Source organism: Massilia violaceinigra, assembly GCF_002752675.1.
Lineage (GTDB): Bacteria > Pseudomonadota > Gammaproteobacteria > Burkholderiales > Burkholderiaceae_D > Telluria_A > Telluria_A violaceinigra.
Map to the genome: position 1 here is coordinate 1425822 of NZ_CP024608.1, position 17553 is coordinate 1443374.

The window sequence follows — 17553 nt, forward strand, 5'->3', positions numbered from 1 at the left end:
GTCCTCAAGCTCATAATGGGAATTCAATTGTGCACTAGAATATCCGCATGCGTATCCTTATCATCGAAGACAATCCCGACATCGTCGCCAACCTCTACGGTTTTCTGGAACCCAAGGGCTACATCCTCGACTCGGCAGCCAACGGCTACGCCGGCCTGGCCCTGGCGGCCCAGAATACCTACGACATCGTGGTGCTCGACGTCGTGCTGCCCGGCCTGACGGGCCTGGACATCTGCCAGAAGCTCCGCGGAGAACTCAACAGCGCCATTCCCGTGCTGATGCTGACCGCGCGCGACACGCTGCAGGACAAGGTCGCCGGCTTCGACAGCGGCGCCGACGACTACCTGGTCAAGCCATTTTCCCTGGTCGAACTCGACATCCGCCTCAAGGCCTTGCTGCGCCGTGCCAACGGCGCCGTCAGCGGTGCCACCATCCTGCGCGTCGGCGAGCTGAGCTTCAACACCGGCACCTACGAAGCCGCGCGCGCCGGCGTACCGCTGGCTCTCACCAAAACCGGCTACACCATCCTCAAATGCCTGATGCGCGATTCGCCCAAGGTCGTGCCGCGCCACGTCATCGAGCAAGCCATCTGGGGCGACGACCGGCCCGACAGCGACGCCTTGCGCACCCACATCCATGCCCTGCGCCAAGCCCTCGACAAACCCTTTCCGGCCGCCATGCTGCGCACCGTGCCCGGCCTCGGTTTCAAACTGGTGAACCCCGATGACATCGCGTGACTCCCTGCGCAACCGCATCGCGGTTGCCTACCTGCTGTTCGCGCTCGGATCCTCGCTCTTCCTCGCGGCAATTGCCATCGTGGCGGTCGAGGGGATCGAGGTCCACCTGGTCGACAACCGCCTGACGGAGGCCGCTGCCTGGGCGGCGCCACGCCATGCCGGCGGCTTGCCGGTTGCCATGCCCGCCGGCCTGAGCTTCTACCATGGCGCATCGATTCCGGAGCCACTGCGCAATCTCCCCGAAGGCGTCGGCGAAGTACACGTCGACGGTATCGGCCTGCACGTGCTTGCTGGCAAAGATGCGAGCGGCAACTACGTCGTGGTCGATCACGAAAGCGACTACGAAAAGGTCGAACTGGTCGTCTATTCGATGTTCGGCCTCGGCTTCATCGGCATCATGCTGTTCTCGCTGTTTCTGGGTGGCTTCATCGGACGCCGCTTCGTCACCCCGATCACGATCCTGGCCAATGCCGTGCGTGAAAATTCCTCCGAATTGCCCTTGCTCGAACGCCAGGACGAACTCGGCATCCTGGCGCGCGCCTTTGCCGCCCATACCAGCGAGCTGCGCATTTACCTTGAGCGCGAGCGCCTGTTCACGGGCGACGTCAGCCACGAACTGCGCACGCCGCTGACGGTGATCACCGGCGCCGCTGAAATCATCATGACCCAGGCTGACGCCAACCCCGCCACCGCCGCCGCGGCCGAGCGCATCCTGCGCGCCGCCAACGAGGCGTCCGCCTGCGTCAATGTCCTGCTGACCCTGGCGCGCTCGCGCGACCGCATCGCCCATCCCGTCACCAGCCTGGAGCAGATCGCCAGTGCCGAAACCGAGCGCTACCAGCCGCTGGTCGCGGGCCGGCCGGTGGCGCTGCGTTTCCTGGGCGGCCCCGCCTTCGCCGTCGCCGCCCCGCCCGAACTGCTGGTGGCCGCCGTCGGTAACCTGATCCGCAACGCATGCCAGTACACCACGCACGGCGAGGTGTCGGTTCGCCTCGGCGACGGCCTGGTGCGGGTGGAAGACACCGGCCCCGGCTTGCCGCTCGCCGTGCGCGCCACCTTCGACCAGGGGCAGGGCGCCGCCCCCGGCTTGCCGCTCGCCGTGTGCGCCACCTTCGACCAGGGGCAGGGCGCCGCCCCCGGCGCGGGATCGGCGGGCGCCGGCCTGGGCTTGGCCCTGGTGCGGCGCATCTGCGAGTATCTCGGCGCCACGCTTGCCTTCAGCGAACGCGAGGGCGGCGGCAGCGTCTTCGAGATCCGCTTCAATATGGCCTTAACGAAATCTTAACGCCCGGTTGACGCCGGCTTGATGTTCTCAACTGTATCTTCGGTCGCGTGTGCCGCCTTGCCGGGCGGCGCCGTTCACCCTGGAGCATCTGTTGAAATTGAATACCGCACCGCGCATCCACGCTTCCCTGCTCATCCTGGGCGCCTCGACCTTTCTGCTCACCGCCTATAACGGCAATTTCTGGCGCACCTTTTTCAGCGCCACCGGCGGTGTCAGCCTGCCGCACCTGCCGCTTCACCTGGGCAGCTTTCTCCTGCTGGTCCTCTTGTTCAATGCCTGCCTGAACCTCATCAATTTTCGTTTCATCGTCAAACCCGTGCTGGTCGTCCTGTTCATGGCGACCTCGGCCACGTACTACTTCATGAACGAGTACGGCACGGCCATCGACAAATCGATGATCCAGAACCTGCTCGAAACCGATGTCCACGAAGCCCTCGAACTGCTGAACTGGAAACTGCTGCTGACCATCACCGTGCTCGGGATTATCCCGTCGCTGCTGGTGTGCCGCGCGAAGATCAGTTTCTGCGCAGGCAAGCGCGGCCTGATGCTGCAGGCCGCCAATATCGGCGGCTCGCTGCTGATGGCGTCCGTGTTGCTGTTCCTGTTCTTCAAAAGCCTGGCGCCTGCCCTGCGCGAGCACCGCGAACTGCGCTATCTGCTGGCGCCCACCAACTACATCCAGGCCATCAACGGCTACATCAAACAGCAGCGCGCCCAGGCGCTGGTGATGGCCCCGCTGGGCATGGATGCGACCAAACGCGTGGTGGGCAGCGGCAACCGCCAGCGCTCGGTGACCCTGATTGTCGTCGGCGAGACCGCGCGCGCCGCCAATTTTTCGCTCAACGGCTACACCCGCGCCACCAATCCGGAACTGTCGGCACAGCCCGACCTGCTCAATTTCACCGATGTGCAATCGTGCGGCACGGCCACGGCCGTCTCGGTGCCCTGCGTCTTTTCGGCACTGGGACGAAAAAACTATTCCGACGACAAGGCGCACGCCCAGCAGGGCTTGCTCGATGTGCTTTCGCATGCCGGCTTCAGCGTGCTATGGCGCGATAATAATTCCGGCTGCAAGGGTGCTTGCGACCGGGTCGACTACGAAGACCTGTCCAAGACTGAACCAGGCAACCGCTGGTGCGTCGACGACGAATGCTTCGACGAACGCCTGCTCGATGGCTTGCCCGAACTGATCCGCAAGGCGTCCCAGGACATGGTCATCGTGCTGCACCAGAAGGGCAGCCACGGCCCGGCCTACTGGAAGCGCGCCCCCGCCGCCTTTCAGCGCTTCGGCCCGGTGTGCCAGACCAACCAGCTCGAGTCGTGCTCGCGCGAATCGATCGTGGCCGCCTACGATAATTCGATCCTGTACACCGACCACTTCCTCAATCAGGCCATCGAATTGCTCAAGGCCAGCGCCGCAAAGGAACAGATCAACACGGCCATGCTCTACTTTTCCGACCATGGCGAGTCGCTCGGCGAACACAATATGTACCTGCACGGCGCTCCGTATGTCATTTCCCCGGCCGAGCAGCGCGCAGTGCCGTTCATGCTGTGGCTGTCGGACGGATTCCGCTCGCGCTTTCACATCGACCAGCGCTGCCTGGCGGCCCGCACCGGCCAGGCGTTCTCGCACGACAACGTGTTCCACTCGGTACTGGGGATGCACAGCATCGGCACCGCCGTCTACAATCCCGGCCTCGATATCTTCGGCCCGTGCACGCATGAGGCATAAGCGGCTGGGCTTGGCGCTTGCCGGGAGCGCACTCGCCATCGCGTCGATCAACGCCTTCACCGATCTCGACCTGATCCTGGCGCGCGCCATGTTCGACCCGGCCAGCGCCACGTTTCCGTGGCGTCATACGTGGTTTGCCGAAACATTCAGCCACGTCTGGGCCAAGATCATGCTGCTGACCCTGGCCGGCGCCGTGGTGCTCGCGGCCGTGTTCGACCTGTTGTGGCCGCGCCTGGCCTGGCAAGACACCTTCCGCCTGCGCCTGCGCGTGGTGGCCCTGGCTGCCGTGCTGGTGCCCGCGTGGATCGGCGCGCTCAAGCATGTCAGCACCTCGCATTGTCCCTGGGACCTGGACCTGTTCGGCGGCAGCGAAACCTATGTGCGCCTGTTCCAGGCGGTATCGCCCAACGCCTCGGTCGGCCACTGCATGCCGGCCGGACATGTGTCGAGCGCGCTGTGGCTGGTCTCCGTGGCAGTGTTCTGGCTGCCGCACCAGCCGCGCACGGCCCTGTGGATGGGTTCAGCCATGCTCGGCCTGGGCTTTGCCCTCGGCTGGGTGCAACAATTGCGCGGCGCCCACTTCCTCACCCACACCCTGTGGTCGATGTGGTGGACTTGCCTGATCGTCAGCATCTTGTATGTGCTGCTGATCGACCGCCGGGCTGCCGGCTGCCGGAGTGGAAATACTCAACTTTCTTGAATCCACTGGGCGCCGTTCTCCGTATAAGACTGTGTGCCGCGCATGTTTCGCGTCCGTACCTACTGGGAGAACCCGATGAAACGCATTTCCGTTGGCATGATTGCCGTCCTGTTGTCGACCAGCTCCTTCGCCGCCGACCCGGCACCGATCGCCGTCCCGGCTGGCAACACGCTCGCCCTGACCGTGCTCGGCGCGGGCGACCTGGCCTACGAGTGCAAGGTCAAGGCGGGCACCCCCGGCGCCCATGAGTGGGTCTTCGCCGGCCCCACCGCGGTCCTGTACGACAAGACCAGCAAGGCCGTGATCGGCAAATATTACGCAGGCCCGACCTGGGAAGCGAACGATGGCAGCAAGGTCGGCGGCAAGCAGCTCGGCGTGAGCCCGTCGGGCAATGCCGCGTCGATTCCGCTGCAACTGGTGCAAGCCGCGCCAGCCACCGGCAGCGGCGCCATGACGGGCGTCACCTACATCCAGCGCATGAATACCAAGGGCGGCATTGCGCCGGCCGATGCTTGCGGCGCCGACAATCTGGGTGCGAAAAAGATGGTCAAGTACGAAGCGGACTACCTGTTCTACAAGGCGTCCTGAGCAGCCAGCCAAGCACGCAGGTCCGCCAGCGGGCGGGCCGCATCAAGCTCGTTGAAAATTTCGTGATACATCTCGTCGTACACATGCAGCTGCGCCATGCCGGACGGCAGGTGCGCGGCGAACCGGCGCACCCCGTCCGGGTCGACCAGATGGTCGTCGCCGGCGGCCAGCAGCAGTGCCGGCACGGCCAGCTTGCCGGCGTTCGCCTGGCAATACGCGACTGAGCGCAGCATCGAGCGCATCAGGCGCGCACTGATTTTTCCGTGCACCAGCGGATCGGCTTCGTAAGCCGCCACAACCTTGGGATCGTGCGACAGCCAGCGCGGCGGCAGGCCGTTCGGCACCGCCAGCGACGGCGCGACCGCGTGCAGCACATCGAGCAACAGCATTTGCAGGCGCGACAGGCGCAGCCCCAGCGCAGGCGAGGACAGGATCAGCCCGCGCAGTGGCGACACGCCTGATAAGGCAAAGCGCGCCGCGAACAGTCCGCCCATGCTGTGGCCGAATAAAAAGGGAGGCAGGCGAAAGCGGGCGGCGAAATCGTCGATGACGATCTCGGCATCTTGCAGTAGCGGATCGCCGTTGATGACGTCGCCGCGTTTCCCTTGCGAGCGGCCATGGCCGCGGTGGTCGTAGCAGCGTACCGACAGGCCGCATTCGTTGAAGAAGGCGGCCAGGTGGCGATAGCGTCCGCTATGTTCGCCCAGGCCATGCATGATCACCACGCTGGCGCGCAGCGGCGACGCCGGCAACAGGTAGTCGCTCACGAACAGCGTGGTGCCGTCGGCAGCAACGAGCTGGTGGCTGTGCTGCGCCACCAGCGCGGGCATTACACGCCCCAGACGACGTCGTGTCCGCCGGCCTTGGCGGCGCGCAGCATTTCCACCAGGGGATAGGCGCGCGTCGAGAAACTGACCGCCTGGATTTGTTCGTGATCGGTATCGTCGCCATCTTCGTTGTGATGCGCGTGGACATCGCGCTCGACATCTTCCGACACCGAATGCTGGCGGCTCTCTTCGATTTCTTTTTCGAGAACCTGCAAGGCATGCGGCGCTTCCATTGCCGTGATCACACCCTGGTCGACGTCTTTATGGAGGAGGTCGAGGATGCGTTTTGCGTGTTCCTTGTACATCAAAACTTCTGATGCTGCTTTGGAGGTAAAGGTAATTAACATAGGAACTTTCTAATTATGCGTACGTAGTGAAACGATAACACGAACCGGCGCTGTCGGTCGTGCCGCCTGGCCTCGTGTGCGTCATGTCAAGCGGGTTTCTTGCGCAAAAAACGCGCCGTTGCCGCGAACGCGATCAGCAGCAGCACGTTCAGGGCGGCCCCGACCACGACCGGCGCCTGCCAGCCGGCAACGGTCAGGCCGTACGCCAGGATATAGCTCAGCGTGGCCCAGCCGGCCCCGGTCAGGATCTCGGCGATGGTGCACACCAGGTTGCCCTTGCTGCGGACCTTGAAGTCGCCGCGCAGCGCCGGCCGGCTGCACCATGCCACCACCATCGCACTGTTGAGCGCACACAGGGTGCAGGTCAGCAGTATGGTCGCCGCCGCCGCCGGCTGGCGCAAGGCCAGCCAGCACAGCGGCAGCAACGCCACCGCGATCGGCGGGATCACCACCGCGGCCAGCTTGGCGCGCCGGATGGTGCCCTGGCTGCAGGGCGCGCCGCGCAGCATGTCGGGCGCGTCTTCCGCCGAGATCACGATCCAGCTCAGCGAGGCGCTCAGCGCGCCGCACAGGAAGGCCAGCGCCGCCGCCACCGCCGGCAACGCCGCCGCGCGGCCGAACAGCAGCGGCATGAACAAGGGCAGCAGGTACATCAGCTGCAATCCCACCTGCGCAATCAGCTGCGGGTCGCGCCAGATCAGGCGCCATTCCTTGACCAGGATGGTGCGCGTCAGCCCGCGCCCGAAGCGAAAGCGCAGCCCGCCCGGCGGCGCCTTGGCCACGCGCGCCGCGCCGGCCGCCTGCTGCACGCCATGCACGAAGAAGCCGTGTGTCAGGCGCGCCGTCAGCCAGAACACGGCGCCGCCCACGCCAATCATCAGCAGCGCCGGCAGCGGCATGCCCAGCGCGGCCTTGGCCGGCAGCCAGAAGATGCTGTCCGCGCCCAGCGCCGCGCCATTGTCCAACAGCGGCAGCAGGCGCTTGACGAAGCGCTGCAAGGCCGGCCCGAGCGCGCTGTTGTAGGCCTGCGCCAGCAAGAATATCGCGGCGCCCGACACCGCGCCGAGCAGCTGCGCCGTCACGCGCGTGCGGCGCACGCCGAGCGAGCGCACCAGCGCCAGCGTGAGCAGCATCGATACCGACGACGACACCAGCGCCATGCCCACGATGGCCGGATAGATGCCCAGCCAGCGCAACTGCCCCAGCACCATGCCGGCATGCGCGAACGGCGTGAGGAAAAACAGGTACAGGGTGCAACTGGTGGCGGTGATCGCCGCCAGGCGCACGGTGAACACGCTGCGCGACGGGATCGGCGACGACAGCAGCAGGTCAAGGTCGCGCCGCTCGAACAGCGCCGTGACGCTGGTGTTCAGGCCAGTCGACATCATCATCGTGAACAGCCCGGCCATCGCCGCGCTGACCATCAGCAGCAGCTTGTGGGTCGGCGCGCCCGCGGGCAGCCTGGCTTCCATCAGTACCATAAACGCGAAGCCATGCATCAGCAGTGCCAGAATGAGCCAGACCGCGACCGCCTTCTTGTTCACGCCGGTGCGAACCGTATCCTTGCGCGCCCCCAGGATGTCGAACATGAACAGGCGCAGCTCGTGCCGCAGCAGCCACAGGGCGCTGCCGGCGCGTGCCATCAGCCTTTCCCCGTCAGGTGCAGGAACACGTCTTCCAGCGTGCCGCCCTGGGCCAGGCCGCGCAGCTGGTCGAGCGTGCCTTCGGCGATCAGACGCCCGTGCTGGATGATGCCGATGCGCTGCGCCAGCCGCTCCGCCACTTCAAGAATGTGGGTGGTGAGGATCACCGTGCCGCCGCCGTCCACGTGCGCCAGCAGCAGGTCCTTGACCTGGCGCGCGGCGGCCGCATCGAGCCCGGTGAGCGGCTCGTCGAGAATGAGCAGGCGCGGTTCGTGAATCAGTGCCCCGGCCAGCGCCAGCTTTTGCTTCATCCCGCGCGAAAAGCCATCGGTCAGTTCGTGCGCGTGCGGCGTCAGCTCGAGCCAGTCGAGCAGGCGCCGCGCGCGCGGCTCGGCTTCATCGGCTTCTATGCCCCACAGGCCGGCCACGAATTCGAGGTACTCGGTCGGTTTCAGTTTGGCGTACAGCAGCGGGTCGTCAGGCAGATACGCCATGGCGCGCTTGGCGCCGGCCGGATCGCGCGCCAGGTCGACGCCGAGCACCTCGATGCGGCCGGCGTCGGGCGCGAGCAGCCCGGCCACCATGCGCAAGGTGGTGGTCTTGCCGGCGCCATTCGGCCCGAGCAGGGCATACAGCTCGCCGCGCCGCACCGTCAGGTCCAGATTGTCGACCGCGGGACGGCCGAAATGCTTGACCAGTCCAGTGAGCCGCAGTGCGTCGCCGTTATCGGTGTTCATGTACTTGGGTTCCCGGGTTGTGCGCGGTTGAGGAGGAAGAAGACCAGCGCGCCGGCCTGCAGCAGCACCGCGACGGCGAGCGTGGCGCGGAACGCATCGGCGGCGAGCACGCCGTGCGCCTTGAACAGGTCGACCGCCACCCCGAAGCCCCACTGGGTGGCAAAGGCGCCGATGAACAGCTGCAGGTTGTAGGCCGAGTTGGCGCGCCCGGCCAGCGCGGCCGGGAAAGCCAGCCCGACGTGCGATTGCACCAGGGTGGTGACCGGCACGCAGGCCGCCAGCAGCAGCCAGAGCAGCCAGGCCATGGGCGCGCTGGTGAACAGCATGGCCGCCTGCGCCAGCACCATGCCGCCGATGCCGATGCCGATGATGCGGTGCGTGTTCCAGCCGCGCGCCACCAGGCGCGGCGCGGCCCAGCCGAGCGCCAGGTAGGACAGCAGCAGCACCAGGTTAAACGCAAACAGGATCTGGCCGGTCTGCTGCGCGCTCTTGCCCAGCACCGTCATCATCCACGGTCCGGCCCACAGGGTTTGCAGGGCGAAGAAAATGCCGTGATTGAGCAGGCCCGGCACGCCCATGCGCCAGAAATAGGCGCTGCCGAAAATGCGCCGGTAGCCGCCGTCGGGCGCCGCGTCGCCTGTTGCGGTGCCGCCCTTGGCCGCGCCGTCGTCGAACTGGCGCTCGACCTCGCGCAGCAGGAAAAAGATCGCGCCGGAGACGGCCAGCAGCAGCGCCGCGACCACCCAGAAAATGCCGCGCCAGCCCAGCGCCGGCAGCGCCAGGGTCACCGGCACGGTGGCGGTGAGCGCGCCCGAGGTGCCGGCCACCAGCATCCAGCTGGCCAGCTGGCTCTGGCGTTCGAGCGGGAACCACTGGCGGTACGCCTTGAAGGCGGCCATCAGGCAGGCCGACACGCCGATGCCGATCAGGGCGCGCCCGATCCACAGGCCGGCCAGCGAACTGCTCGACGCAAACACGGCCGCGCCCAGGGCGGCGCACAGCAGCAGGCTGGCCTCGGTGCGGCGCGCGCCGTATTTGTCGAGCCACACGCCGAGCGGCAGCTGCATGGCCCCGAAGCTGACGAAATAGGCCGACGACAGCAGCCCCAGGTCGGCGTTCGACAAGTGCATCTCCGCCACCAGGGCCGGCGCGATGACGGCGTTGACCGCCCGCAGCGCGTACGACAGCAGGTAGCCGAAGGCAAAGCACAGGAACACGCGCGCCGCGCGCGCACCGCTCAGGGGGGCTGTCACGCGCTTACTGCAGCTTGAACGACGACATGAACATATCGACCTGTTCCTGCGAAATGTCCTTTTCCTTGCCCATCACGATGACCTGGTAGAAGCGCTTGTCGCGCGCTTCGAAATGGCCCACCAGGCGCATCGGCACGCCTTTCTGCACGCCGCTGGCGTCGATGTCGATGGCGCTGCCGCGCGCCGTGGCGCTGCCGGCGGCGGCCGAGGACTTGCCGCCTTTTTCGCTCTTGATGGTGGCGCCGATATTGCGCACCAGCGCCGTCTTCATGGCCGCCACCGCCGCTTCGGCCTTGTCGGCGTCGGGCGCCACGCCGCTGCCGACGGCGAACATGGTGCCGTCGACCTGGGCCGCCGTCATGGTCATCTTGACCTTCATGCCGTCGAGGTCGACCTCGCGCGCATGGGTGGCCGGTTTGTCGGGGAACATCACGCGGAACGGCGCGTCCTGGCTGCTGTAATCGCGCCAGTTGTATTGGGGACTGCACGCGGCCAGGGACAGGCTCGCGAGCAGGGAGAGCAGAAGGGGTTTGAGGTGGGAGGTTCGCATGCCTGAATGTTAGCAGGAGTTGACAGGAATGCGGGCCAGCTTCCTCCCTACGGCGCCGGTTTGCTGGTGCGCAGCAGCGCGTACATATTGTCGCTGAACGGCGTGGTGTCGAGCGCGCTCATGCGCACCACGTCGAGGCCGGCGCGCGCGGCGATGGCGCGCAAGGTCTTGGGCGTGAAGTAGTTCACGTGGTCGGGCCAGCGAAAGCCGCTCCAGCGCGGGCCGCGGATCATCCGGTTGTAGCAGGCGAAATTGGGCACCTTGACGATGATGGTGCCGTCCGCCTTGAGGCGCTTGCGGCAGTTTTCCAGCACTTCGAGCGGACTGGCTTCGTGTTCGAGGTAGGAAGCCATGACGATGACGTCGAAATAGTCTTCGTCGAAGCGCAGCACGCCATCCTGGGCCGAGGCGTGCACGCAGCGCCCGCCGAGGGGCCGCAGCTTGTCGTCCGACAGGGTCGACAGCGCGCGCGAAATTTCCACCCCGTGCGGCGCCACGCGGCTGCGCAGGGCGGGCGGCAGGGAAGTCATCAAGGTTTGCAGCAGTTCGCCCCAGCCGCAGCCGACGTCGAGCACATTGATGCGCGCCGAGGGCGAGGCGGCGATCAGCTGGTTCAGGATGCCCAGCACCTTGTTGCGCTTTAAGACCTTGGCGCGGAAGCGCTTGAGCATGGTGCTGAAGGCGTAGCGGATCGGTTCGGCCTGCTTGCGCGCGGCCGATTCCTTGCTGAAGGTCACTTCGTAGGCGTAAGTTTCGCTCAGCTCTTCGTAGGCGGGCGGATTGGCCAGGAAGATGATGTCGGTTTCAGCGCATTGCTTGAGCACCCAGGGTGCCGGCGCGTAGTCCAGGTCGTGTTCGCGGCCTTGTACGGCCAGTAAAGGAGAAATGCGCAACGGTGTGGCTTGAACCAAGGTAGGTCCCCCGACAGGGTTTGCTGGCCGCCATCGGATTGCGCGGCGGGTACGTGGACGGCGCGGAGGTGACGCTGCTGCCCGATATGCATACTACCATCACGAAATCTTCCGCGCATGCAATTTTGCAAACAGGTTTCGCACGATGCTTCCCGGCATTACTGGGCGGGTGCCCGATCTGCGATCTCGACGATGAATTGCGGGTCGAAGTGAACATTTTCGGTGCCGCCGGCGCGGTTTTTGTAGCCGCAGGGATTCGACACCACCCGGCACTTGCCCACCATGTAGTCGACCGGATCGTGCATGTGGCCGTGCACCCACAGGTCGGCCTGGCTCACCAGTGCGTCGAGGCGCGATGCGTAGGCGGCCGAGAAGCGCGACTGCCGGTAGTCGTCCGCCACCGACTGCATCGATGGCGCCATGTGGGTGACGACCACGGTGGAGCCGGCGAACGGCTCGGCCAGCCGGGCGCGCAGCCAGGCGGTCTGGACTGCGTGGAACTGGGCCGTGTCGGCGGCGCGCAGATGGCGGTAGTTTTTCTGGGCCAGGCGGATGCGCTTGTAGTCGTTCATTACCGCTTCGGCTTCGCGCATGGCCGCCTGGCGGTCGTCGTCGCCGAACAGGCGGAAATCGGTCCACAGGGTGGCGCCCAGAAAGCGCACATTGCCGATGATTTTTTCGTCGCACGAGAGGAAGTGCACATTGCCGGCCCCCATGCAGGCTTCGCGCAGTTCGCCTTGCACGCTGTCGAGATTGTGGCCGTAGCCTTCGTGGTTACCGTGCACGTACAGCACCGGCAAGCCGGCGAAATTGCGCGCGGCCCAGGCTACCGCCTTGGCTCCGGTATCGATATCGCCGGCCAGGATGACGACATCGGGACGGCTCAGCGCCGGGTCGATGCGGGGCGCGTCGTCGCGCCAGAGTTCGTGGTGCAGGTCGGAAAGAATAAGCAGGCGCATGGACGGCGTGATCGGGAGGCGGGATATGCATACTAGCCTATCGGGCGGCCGGCTGAAACCGGGAACAGCCCCGGAGAGCCAAACACCGCTCGTCGAGGTACACAAACCTGCCGCCGCTGGCCTTGATTGGCGCCGCCGGCAGGCGCTTATCGATGCGCGCGGGGCTGGCAGAAAACGGGGATTTTCGGCGTCCGCGGGGCGAACGGCGATTGCCCGGAGAACCCCGGCGCGCTGCAAAGGTGGGGCGCCCAGGCAAGCCGAAAACAGCGCCGATAAATACGCCGCGATCGGCCGCATTTTCAGTCGCAAGCGCCGGCGTATTTACTTTCGTCTAATCCGCGTGAATTAAGAGTTACTTAAAACGGCACTCGATGAATAAATTGGCTCTGCGCGGCGAATTTAATTGCGCAATGGACAATAATGGAAACGTCCTGCAAAAAACGCCAAAATGTGGTCTATTTCGGTCTTTTTCTGATCTAGGAGGGTGTTCTCATTGCCGCTTAATCCATGGCGGGTGGAAAATCACACAGGGTTGCGGCATCATTTGTTGTTTTCTAGATATATGTACAACATGAATAATTGACAGGAAAGCGGGCGTGGTGGTTATATATGCAATCGATGATTTGAACACGACAAATCACACGAACGCGTCCGAGAGACGATTGCAAATATAATTAATCCATGACCGTTTTGCATCACGAGAGCAAAACGCGTTCATATACTTACAAAATGAGGAGCTTTGCAATGATGGTGGAGACAAGATTGTCGCGGTCGATTCGGCTGATGTTTATTGGTGGTATCGCCCTGAGCATGCAGATGGCAAATGCGCAGACCGCAGGCGACAGCATTCAGAAAGTGGAAATCACCGGTTCGAGCATCAAGCGCGCCGAAGCGGAAACCATTTCGGTGGTTCAGACGCTCAGCCGCAAGGACATCGAGCAAACCGGTAAAACCTCGATTGCCGAAGTCGTGCGCAGCATTTCCGCCGACAACAACGGCAGTATCAGCGGTTCCTTCACCAACGGCTTTGCCGGCAGCGCATCGGGCGTGTCCCTGCGCGGCCTGAGCGTGAGTTCGACCCTGGTGCTGATCAACGGCCGCCGCACCGCGCCGTACGGCTTTGGCGATGACGGCCAGCGCAGCTTCGTCGACTTGAATTCGATCCCGCTCGACGCGGTCGATCGCATCGACATCCTGAAAGACGGCGCTTCGGCCATTTACGGTTCGGACGCGATCGCCGGCGTGGTCAACGTGATCCTGCGCCAGAACTATGTTGGTAAAACCATTTCCGCCAGCGCCGGCACTTCCGGCGAGCGCGACGGCACCGTGACCAGCATGTCGGGCGCCATCGGCTTCGGCGACCTGGACAAGGATAAATTCAACGTCTTCGCGACCCTCGACGCCAAGCACCAGAAAGAAATCAAGCAGAGCAGCCGCGAAAAATGGCTGGGCCAGGCGGATTCGCGTCCGTGGGGCGGCCGCGACCAGCGCAACGGCCATACCACGGCGGGCAACGGGGGCGGCAGCAGCTTCCTCGGTACCCTGCGCCCACTGAACGCTGCCGGCGGTCCTGCCGGCGGTGTCAAGAACATGCCAGGCAGCTGCGATCCGATCAACCAGGATCCGACCGGCGGTACCGCGCATGACAACACCGGCGGTGGTTGCTTGTGGGATCCGGTCCAATTTTCGACCATCCAGCCAGAAACCAAGAACCTGAACCTGTTCGTGCGCGGCACGCTGGCGCTGGGCGAAAACACCCGTGCCTACAGCGAAGTGGGCGTCTTCAAGTCGGAAGCGATTACCCGCACCTCGCCGTCGGGCCTGACCGGCGCCGGCTTCGACCTGGTCAATGCACGCGTCAACAACACCAGCACCGGTCCGGACCAGCTGGTCATGCCGGCCAACCACCCGGACAACTTCCTCGGCGTTGCCGCACGTCCACGCTGGGTCGACGCATCGCGTCCACGCGCCTCGGACCTGGAATCGACGGTCACCCGCGTGCTCGCCGGCGTCAAGGGTAATATCGCCGACTGGGATTACGACACCGGCGTGCTGTACGCGGAAAGCAAGACCGACAAGACGCAAAACGGCTACTACCGTACCAGCGCGCTGCGCCAGGCGCTCAACAACGGTACCTTCCGCATCGGCAAGGGCGTCATCAACACGCCGGAAGTGCTGGCGCTGGTGTCGCCAACCCTGAACAACTCGGGCATTACGAAAAGCACCTCGTTCGACTTCAAGGCGTCGCGCGAGCTGATGGAACTGCCGGGCGGCAAGATGGGCATCGCCGTCGGTGCTGAGTACCGCAAGGAAAAGACTGATAGCCAGTCGACTCCGTACACGGACATCAACGATATCGCTGGCCTCGGCTATTCGGCATCGAAGGGTTCGCGCGACGTGACCGCGCTGTACACCGAGCTGGCGGTGCCGGTCCTGAAATCGGTGGAACTGCAGTTTGCGCTGCGTACCGATGATTACTCCGATTACGGCCGTTCGACGACCCCGAAAGTGGGCTTCAAGTTCACCCCGACCTCGAACTTCGCCCTGCGCGGTACCTATGCGGAAGGCTTCCGTGCGCCTAGCGCTGCAGAAAACGGCGACAGCGCAGTGGCAGCGTTCACCAACATTGCGAACGATCCGATCCGTTGCCCGGTTACCAAGCTGGCCCTGGACTGCTCGAACCAATCGGTTGGCGCCATCACCATCGGCAACAAGAACATCAAGCCGGAAGAGTCGAAGAGCTACAGCCTGGGCATGGTGCTCGAGCCGATCAAGAACGTGAACCTGTCGCTGGATTTGTGGCAGATCGTGCGTACCGGCGAAATCAACGGTTCCGATCCTGGCGCTGTCGTCGACAACCCAGCCGGCTACCCTGATGCGCAAATCGTGCGCGGCGAAGCCACCACCAACTTCCCGAACCTGCCAGGCCAGATCCTGATGGTCAAGGCGCCGTACCTGAACGCCGGTGAAACCAAAACCAGCGGCGTCGACCTCGACCTGCGCGGCCGCATCAACCTGGGTTCAAGCGGCAAGCTCAATTCCGGCATGACGGTCACCTACATGAAAGAGTTCACCCGTACCAATGCCGACGGCACGGTACTGGAGTTCGCTGGCACCCACGGCGACATCAACCTGTCCGGTAACGGCGGCACGCCGAAGACCAAGGTCCGCTTCACCCTGGGTTGGGAAAATGGTCCGTTCCAGCTGACCGGCAACGTCAATTACGTCAGCAGCATCAGCAACACCAACCAGGTTGGCGGCGAGTGCCTGGATGTGGATGAAAACGACGTGGCCCTGCTGAACTGCCGCATCGCTTCGTTCACCACCATGGACACCTTCGGCAAATGGGCATTCTCGAAGAACTTCGAACTGACCGCGTCGATCAGCAACCTGTTCAACAAAAAAGCACCGCTGGACGTGCAGACCTACGGCCGCGTCAACTACAACCCGTCGCTGCACCAGACGGGCGCGGTTGGCCGTTACTTCACGCTGGCAGGACGCTACACGTTCTAATAGTGAGTTAGTCGTACCGCAGCCGGATCGGCTGCCGTCCACTCTTCGGGGCCGGACGGCGGTTGCTCCGGCTGTTTTTTTTCGTCCGCAGGTCCGCGCAGTGCGCGCGATGCCGGATGGGCTGAACAGCAAGTTAAACATCGTCGCGTTCGCATGGCCAGTCAGGGCTAACCCGTACGTTACAATCCCTCGAACAAAGTGAATCGGTAATCATCAGTAATGTCGCGGAGACATATGAATCAACCGGAAACGGTGGACAGTTTATCCGCTTTGGCTAATACGGATCCACAAGGCGAATCTATCGCTACCCTGCATCCATCCAGCGCGACATTCGTCAATCCGCTCGTCCGGCAGGTTGGCCCAGCCGACGTCATCGCGGCAAATACGGTCTGTGGGACCGGCGAGGCGCTGCATGGCGCATGAGCGCATCGCGTTTCCCATGCCGGCCTCGTGCGAGGTCGTGTTCGACGTCTTTCACTACCATCGGTGGCGTGCGCGCTGGGACAGCCTGGTGTCGCACACCGAGGTCGACGGTGGCGCGCCTTGCCCCTATGTCGGCGCGGTCAGCGAGAATGTCGGCGGCGGCCTGCTGCGCGCGCTGTCGATGCGCACCGAGTTCGTCAGTTACCAGCGCCCGCGCCTGGCGGCGGCGCGCATGCTCGGCACGTCATTTCCATTTTCCAAGTGGGCAGCCTCGATGAAACATGAGCCCGCTGCCGGCGGCGGCTCGGTCCTGATCTACACCTACAACATCGAAGCCGGTCCGCGCATGTTGCGCTGGCTGATCGAACCGGTGGTTCACCACGTATTCCGCCGCCAGACAGTCAAGCGCTTCGAGCGCATGCGTGCGTTCCTGGCCACGAACGGCAGCGAGGTGGAAGCGTGGCAGCGCGGCTATCACGGCGCTGGCTCGCCCGGTGCGCAGTAAGGCTTTCGTCCAGAGCACGCGCTCAGGGTGCGCGCAAGCCGCGCCGTAGCTGTATTGCTTGGGAAATGGTGCGCGCCACTTTCAGCACGCGGTGATACACGCGCGCCGACCAGTTCAGGTGCAGCATGGCCTTGCGCAGCAACAGCTCGCCGGATTTGTCGAGGCGGCAGTGACGCTCCACTTCGCCCGTGATCAGCGCCTGGCTCTGCTACTGCGGGCTCTCAAGAGTGGGAGGCGGTGGTTCGCGACTCGCACGCCGTGATCGAAAAAGCGAAAGTCGCCGGCGTCTACATCTTTGGAGGTGGCATCGACGAAGGCGTGCCGCCCGTTCCCGTCGCGGCAGACGGTGCAGCCGCCGAGGGCGGCTACCCATGGGCCCCACCGCTTGATGGCGGCTTCGCCGTGCTGGGACTACCCTCGCGCGAGGGAGCCGTCCGGTAGGCCGCGCGCATTGCGAAGGCCTGTCGTTGTGACCAGAGGTACGCGTCTTCGGCTTCGACCCGCAGTCCTGAGAGCGGTGTAGACAGAGAGGGCGTTCTGACTATTCACTCATGCCGACGCTGCTCGCGTTCCGGCTTCGTTGGGAAAAAAAGGGAAAACGGATTAAATAGCACGCTAATTGCGGGCAGTTGCGGCCGGCACCGCACAACGACGGACATGGTCTAAAGTTGATTTTTAGATTACGATGACGAGCCGACATGATTTTACATTCAGCAATCTTGAAACGGGATCTGTATAGCTACCCTGGACCCGATGTCATTCATATTCGAAACCTTGGGCCGTCGAAGCTCCCCTCACAAACTGAAAATGCATGCATGCGGATATGGTGCTGTTGCGGCCATC

General features: G+C 64.2%; 17 protein-coding genes. 8 read left to right on the forward strand and 9 right to left on the reverse strand.

Going from position 1 to position 17553, the window contains the following annotated elements; genetic code table 11:
• The first annotated feature begins 47 nt into the window (after positions 1 to 47).
• The 5 genes from CR152_RS06445 (at position 48) to CR152_RS06465 (ending at position 5042) form a co-directional block, all read left to right on the forward strand.
• A complete protein-coding gene (locus tag CR152_RS06445) occupies positions 48 to 737 on the forward strand; it encodes a response regulator transcription factor (protein ID WP_099874167.1) in 690 nt (229 codons plus the stop codon).
• Positions 724 to 2022 carry a sensor histidine kinase gene (locus CR152_RS06450; RefSeq protein WP_099874168.1) on the forward strand — a complete coding sequence of 433 codons (1299 nt, stop codon included), beginning with the start codon at positions 724 to 726 and terminating at the stop codon, positions 2020 to 2022. Before CR152_RS06445 ends, CR152_RS06450 begins: the two co-directional genes overlap by 14 nt.
• A 91-nt stretch (positions 2023 to 2113) precedes the next feature.
• On the forward strand, positions 2114 to 3754 hold the full coding sequence (locus tag CR152_RS06455; RefSeq protein ID WP_229413299.1) for a phosphoethanolamine transferase: 1641 nt from the start codon (positions 2114 to 2116) through the stop codon (positions 3752 to 3754).
• Positions 3744 to 4454: a phosphatase PAP2 family protein gene (locus CR152_RS06460; protein WP_208640084.1), complete on the forward strand. Its 711-nt coding sequence runs from the start codon at positions 3744 to 3746 to the stop codon at positions 4452 to 4454. The genes CR152_RS06455 and CR152_RS06460 overlap by 11 nt, the downstream gene beginning before the upstream one ends.
• 75 nt (positions 4455 to 4529) lie before the next feature.
• A complete protein-coding gene (locus tag CR152_RS06465; protein ID WP_099882056.1) occupies positions 4530 to 5042 on the forward strand; it encodes a DUF3455 domain-containing protein in 513 nt (170 codons plus the stop codon).
• Here the strand turns inward: CR152_RS06465 and CR152_RS06470 are convergent.
• The 8 genes from CR152_RS06470 to CR152_RS06505 form a co-directional block, all read right to left on the reverse strand.
• Positions 5027 to 5872 (reverse strand): alpha/beta hydrolase, encoded by an 846-nt coding sequence (locus CR152_RS06470; protein ID WP_099874169.1) that lies wholly within the window; start codon positions 5870 to 5872, stop codon positions 5027 to 5029. The genes CR152_RS06465 and CR152_RS06470 overlap by 16 nt on opposite strands.
• Positions 5872 to 6216 carry a DUF1840 domain-containing protein gene (locus CR152_RS06475; RefSeq protein WP_099874170.1) on the reverse strand — a complete coding sequence of 115 codons (345 nt, stop codon included), beginning with the start codon at positions 6214 to 6216 and terminating at the stop codon, positions 5872 to 5874. The genes CR152_RS06470 and CR152_RS06475 overlap by 1 nt, the downstream gene beginning before the upstream one ends.
• A gap of 86 nt (positions 6217 to 6302) precedes the next feature.
• Entirely contained in the window at positions 6303 to 7859 is a 1557-nt protein-coding gene (locus CR152_RS06480; RefSeq protein WP_099874171.1) for a hypothetical protein, read from the reverse strand.
• Positions 7859 to 8596, reverse strand: coding sequence for an ABC transporter ATP-binding protein (locus CR152_RS06485; protein WP_099874172.1), 738 nt, complete (start codon positions 8594 to 8596; stop codon positions 7859 to 7861). Before CR152_RS06485 ends, CR152_RS06480 begins: the two co-directional genes overlap by 1 nt.
• A complete protein-coding gene (locus tag CR152_RS06490) occupies positions 8593 to 9849 on the reverse strand; it encodes an MFS transporter (RefSeq protein WP_157778346.1) in 1257 nt (418 codons plus the stop codon). Before CR152_RS06490 ends, CR152_RS06485 begins: the two co-directional genes overlap by 4 nt.
• Positions 9850 to 9853: 4 nt before the next feature.
• On the reverse strand, positions 9854 to 10399 hold the full coding sequence (locus CR152_RS06495) for a hypothetical protein (RefSeq protein WP_099874174.1): 546 nt from the start codon (positions 10397 to 10399) through the stop codon (positions 9854 to 9856).
• Between the two features lie 47 nt (positions 10400 to 10446).
• On the reverse strand, positions 10447 to 11310 hold the full coding sequence (locus CR152_RS06500; RefSeq protein WP_157778347.1) for a class I SAM-dependent methyltransferase: 864 nt from the start codon (positions 11308 to 11310) through the stop codon (positions 10447 to 10449).
• Positions 11311 to 11468: 158 nt separating this feature from the next.
• Positions 11469 to 12269 (reverse strand): metallophosphoesterase, encoded by an 801-nt coding sequence (locus CR152_RS06505; protein ID WP_099874176.1) that lies wholly within the window; start codon positions 12267 to 12269, stop codon positions 11469 to 11471.
• Between the two features lie 783 nt (positions 12270 to 13052).
• On the opposite strand from CR152_RS06505, the gene CR152_RS06510 reads away from it, so the two are divergent.
• From CR152_RS06510 to CR152_RS06515, 3 genes are all read left to right on the forward strand, one after another.
• The gene (locus CR152_RS06510; protein ID WP_099874177.1) at positions 13053 to 15782 is read left to right on the forward strand and encodes a TonB-dependent receptor; all 2730 of its coding nucleotides are present in this window, start codon (positions 13053 to 13055) and stop codon (positions 15780 to 15782) included.
• 234 nt (positions 15783 to 16016) lie between these two features.
• Positions 16017 to 16205 carry a hypothetical protein gene (locus CR152_RS32690; protein WP_157778348.1) on the forward strand — a complete coding sequence of 63 codons (189 nt, stop codon included), beginning with the start codon at positions 16017 to 16019 and terminating at the stop codon, positions 16203 to 16205.
• Entirely contained in the window at positions 16195 to 16710 is a 516-nt protein-coding gene (locus CR152_RS06515) for an SRPBCC family protein (RefSeq protein ID WP_099874178.1), read from the forward strand. The genes CR152_RS32690 and CR152_RS06515 overlap by 11 nt, the downstream gene beginning before the upstream one ends.
• A 22-nt stretch (positions 16711 to 16732) precedes the next feature.
• Here the strand turns inward: CR152_RS06515 and CR152_RS06520 are convergent, their stop codons facing one another.
• Entirely contained in the window at positions 16733 to 16891 is a 159-nt protein-coding gene (locus CR152_RS06520; RefSeq protein WP_229413300.1) for a magnesium chelatase subunit ChlI family protein, read from the reverse strand.
• Between the last annotated feature and the right edge of the window lie 662 nt (positions 16892 to 17553).

Excerpts from the sequence above, each read along its gene's own strand:
- CR152_RS06510 (WP_099874177.1), top strand. The coding sequence starts at position 13,053 with ATGTTTATTGGTGGTATCGCCCTGAGCATGCAGATGGCAAATGCGCAG.
- CR152_RS32690 (WP_157778348.1), top strand. The coding sequence starts at position 16,017 with ATGAATCAACCGGAAACGGTGGACAGTTTATCCGCTTTGGCTAATACG.
- CR152_RS06450 (WP_099874168.1), top strand. The coding sequence starts at position 724 with ATGACATCGCGTGACTCCCTGCGCAACCGCATCGCGGTTGCCTACCTG.
- CR152_RS06515 (WP_099874178.1), top strand. The coding sequence starts at position 16,195 with ATGGCGCATGAGCGCATCGCGTTTCCCATGCCGGCCTCGTGCGAGGTC.
- CR152_RS06480 (WP_099874171.1), bottom strand. The coding sequence starts at position 7,859 with ATGGCACGCGCCGGCAGCGCCCTGTGGCTGCTGCGGCACGAGCTGCGC.
- CR152_RS06460 (WP_208640084.1), top strand. The coding sequence starts at position 3,744 with ATGAGGCATAAGCGGCTGGGCTTGGCGCTTGCCGGGAGCGCACTCGCC.
- CR152_RS06445 (WP_099874167.1), top strand. The coding sequence starts at position 48 with ATGCGTATCCTTATCATCGAAGACAATCCCGACATCGTCGCCAACCTC.
- CR152_RS06495 (WP_099874174.1), bottom strand. The coding sequence starts at position 10,399 with ATGCGAACCTCCCACCTCAAACCCCTTCTGCTCTCCCTGCTCGCGAGC.
- CR152_RS06475 (WP_099874170.1), bottom strand. The coding sequence starts at position 6,216 with ATGTTAATTACCTTTACCTCCAAAGCAGCATCAGAAGTTTTGATGTAC.
- CR152_RS06505 (WP_099874176.1), bottom strand. The coding sequence starts at position 12,269 with ATGCGCCTGCTTATTCTTTCCGACCTGCACCACGAACTCTGGCGCGAC.
- CR152_RS06465 (WP_099882056.1), top strand. The coding sequence starts at position 4,530 with ATGAAACGCATTTCCGTTGGCATGATTGCCGTCCTGTTGTCGACCAGC.
- CR152_RS06470 (WP_099874169.1), bottom strand. The coding sequence starts at position 5,872 with ATGCCCGCGCTGGTGGCGCAGCACAGCCACCAGCTCGTTGCTGCCGAC.
- CR152_RS06485 (WP_099874172.1), bottom strand. The coding sequence starts at position 8,596 with ATGAACACCGATAACGGCGACGCACTGCGGCTCACTGGACTGGTCAAG.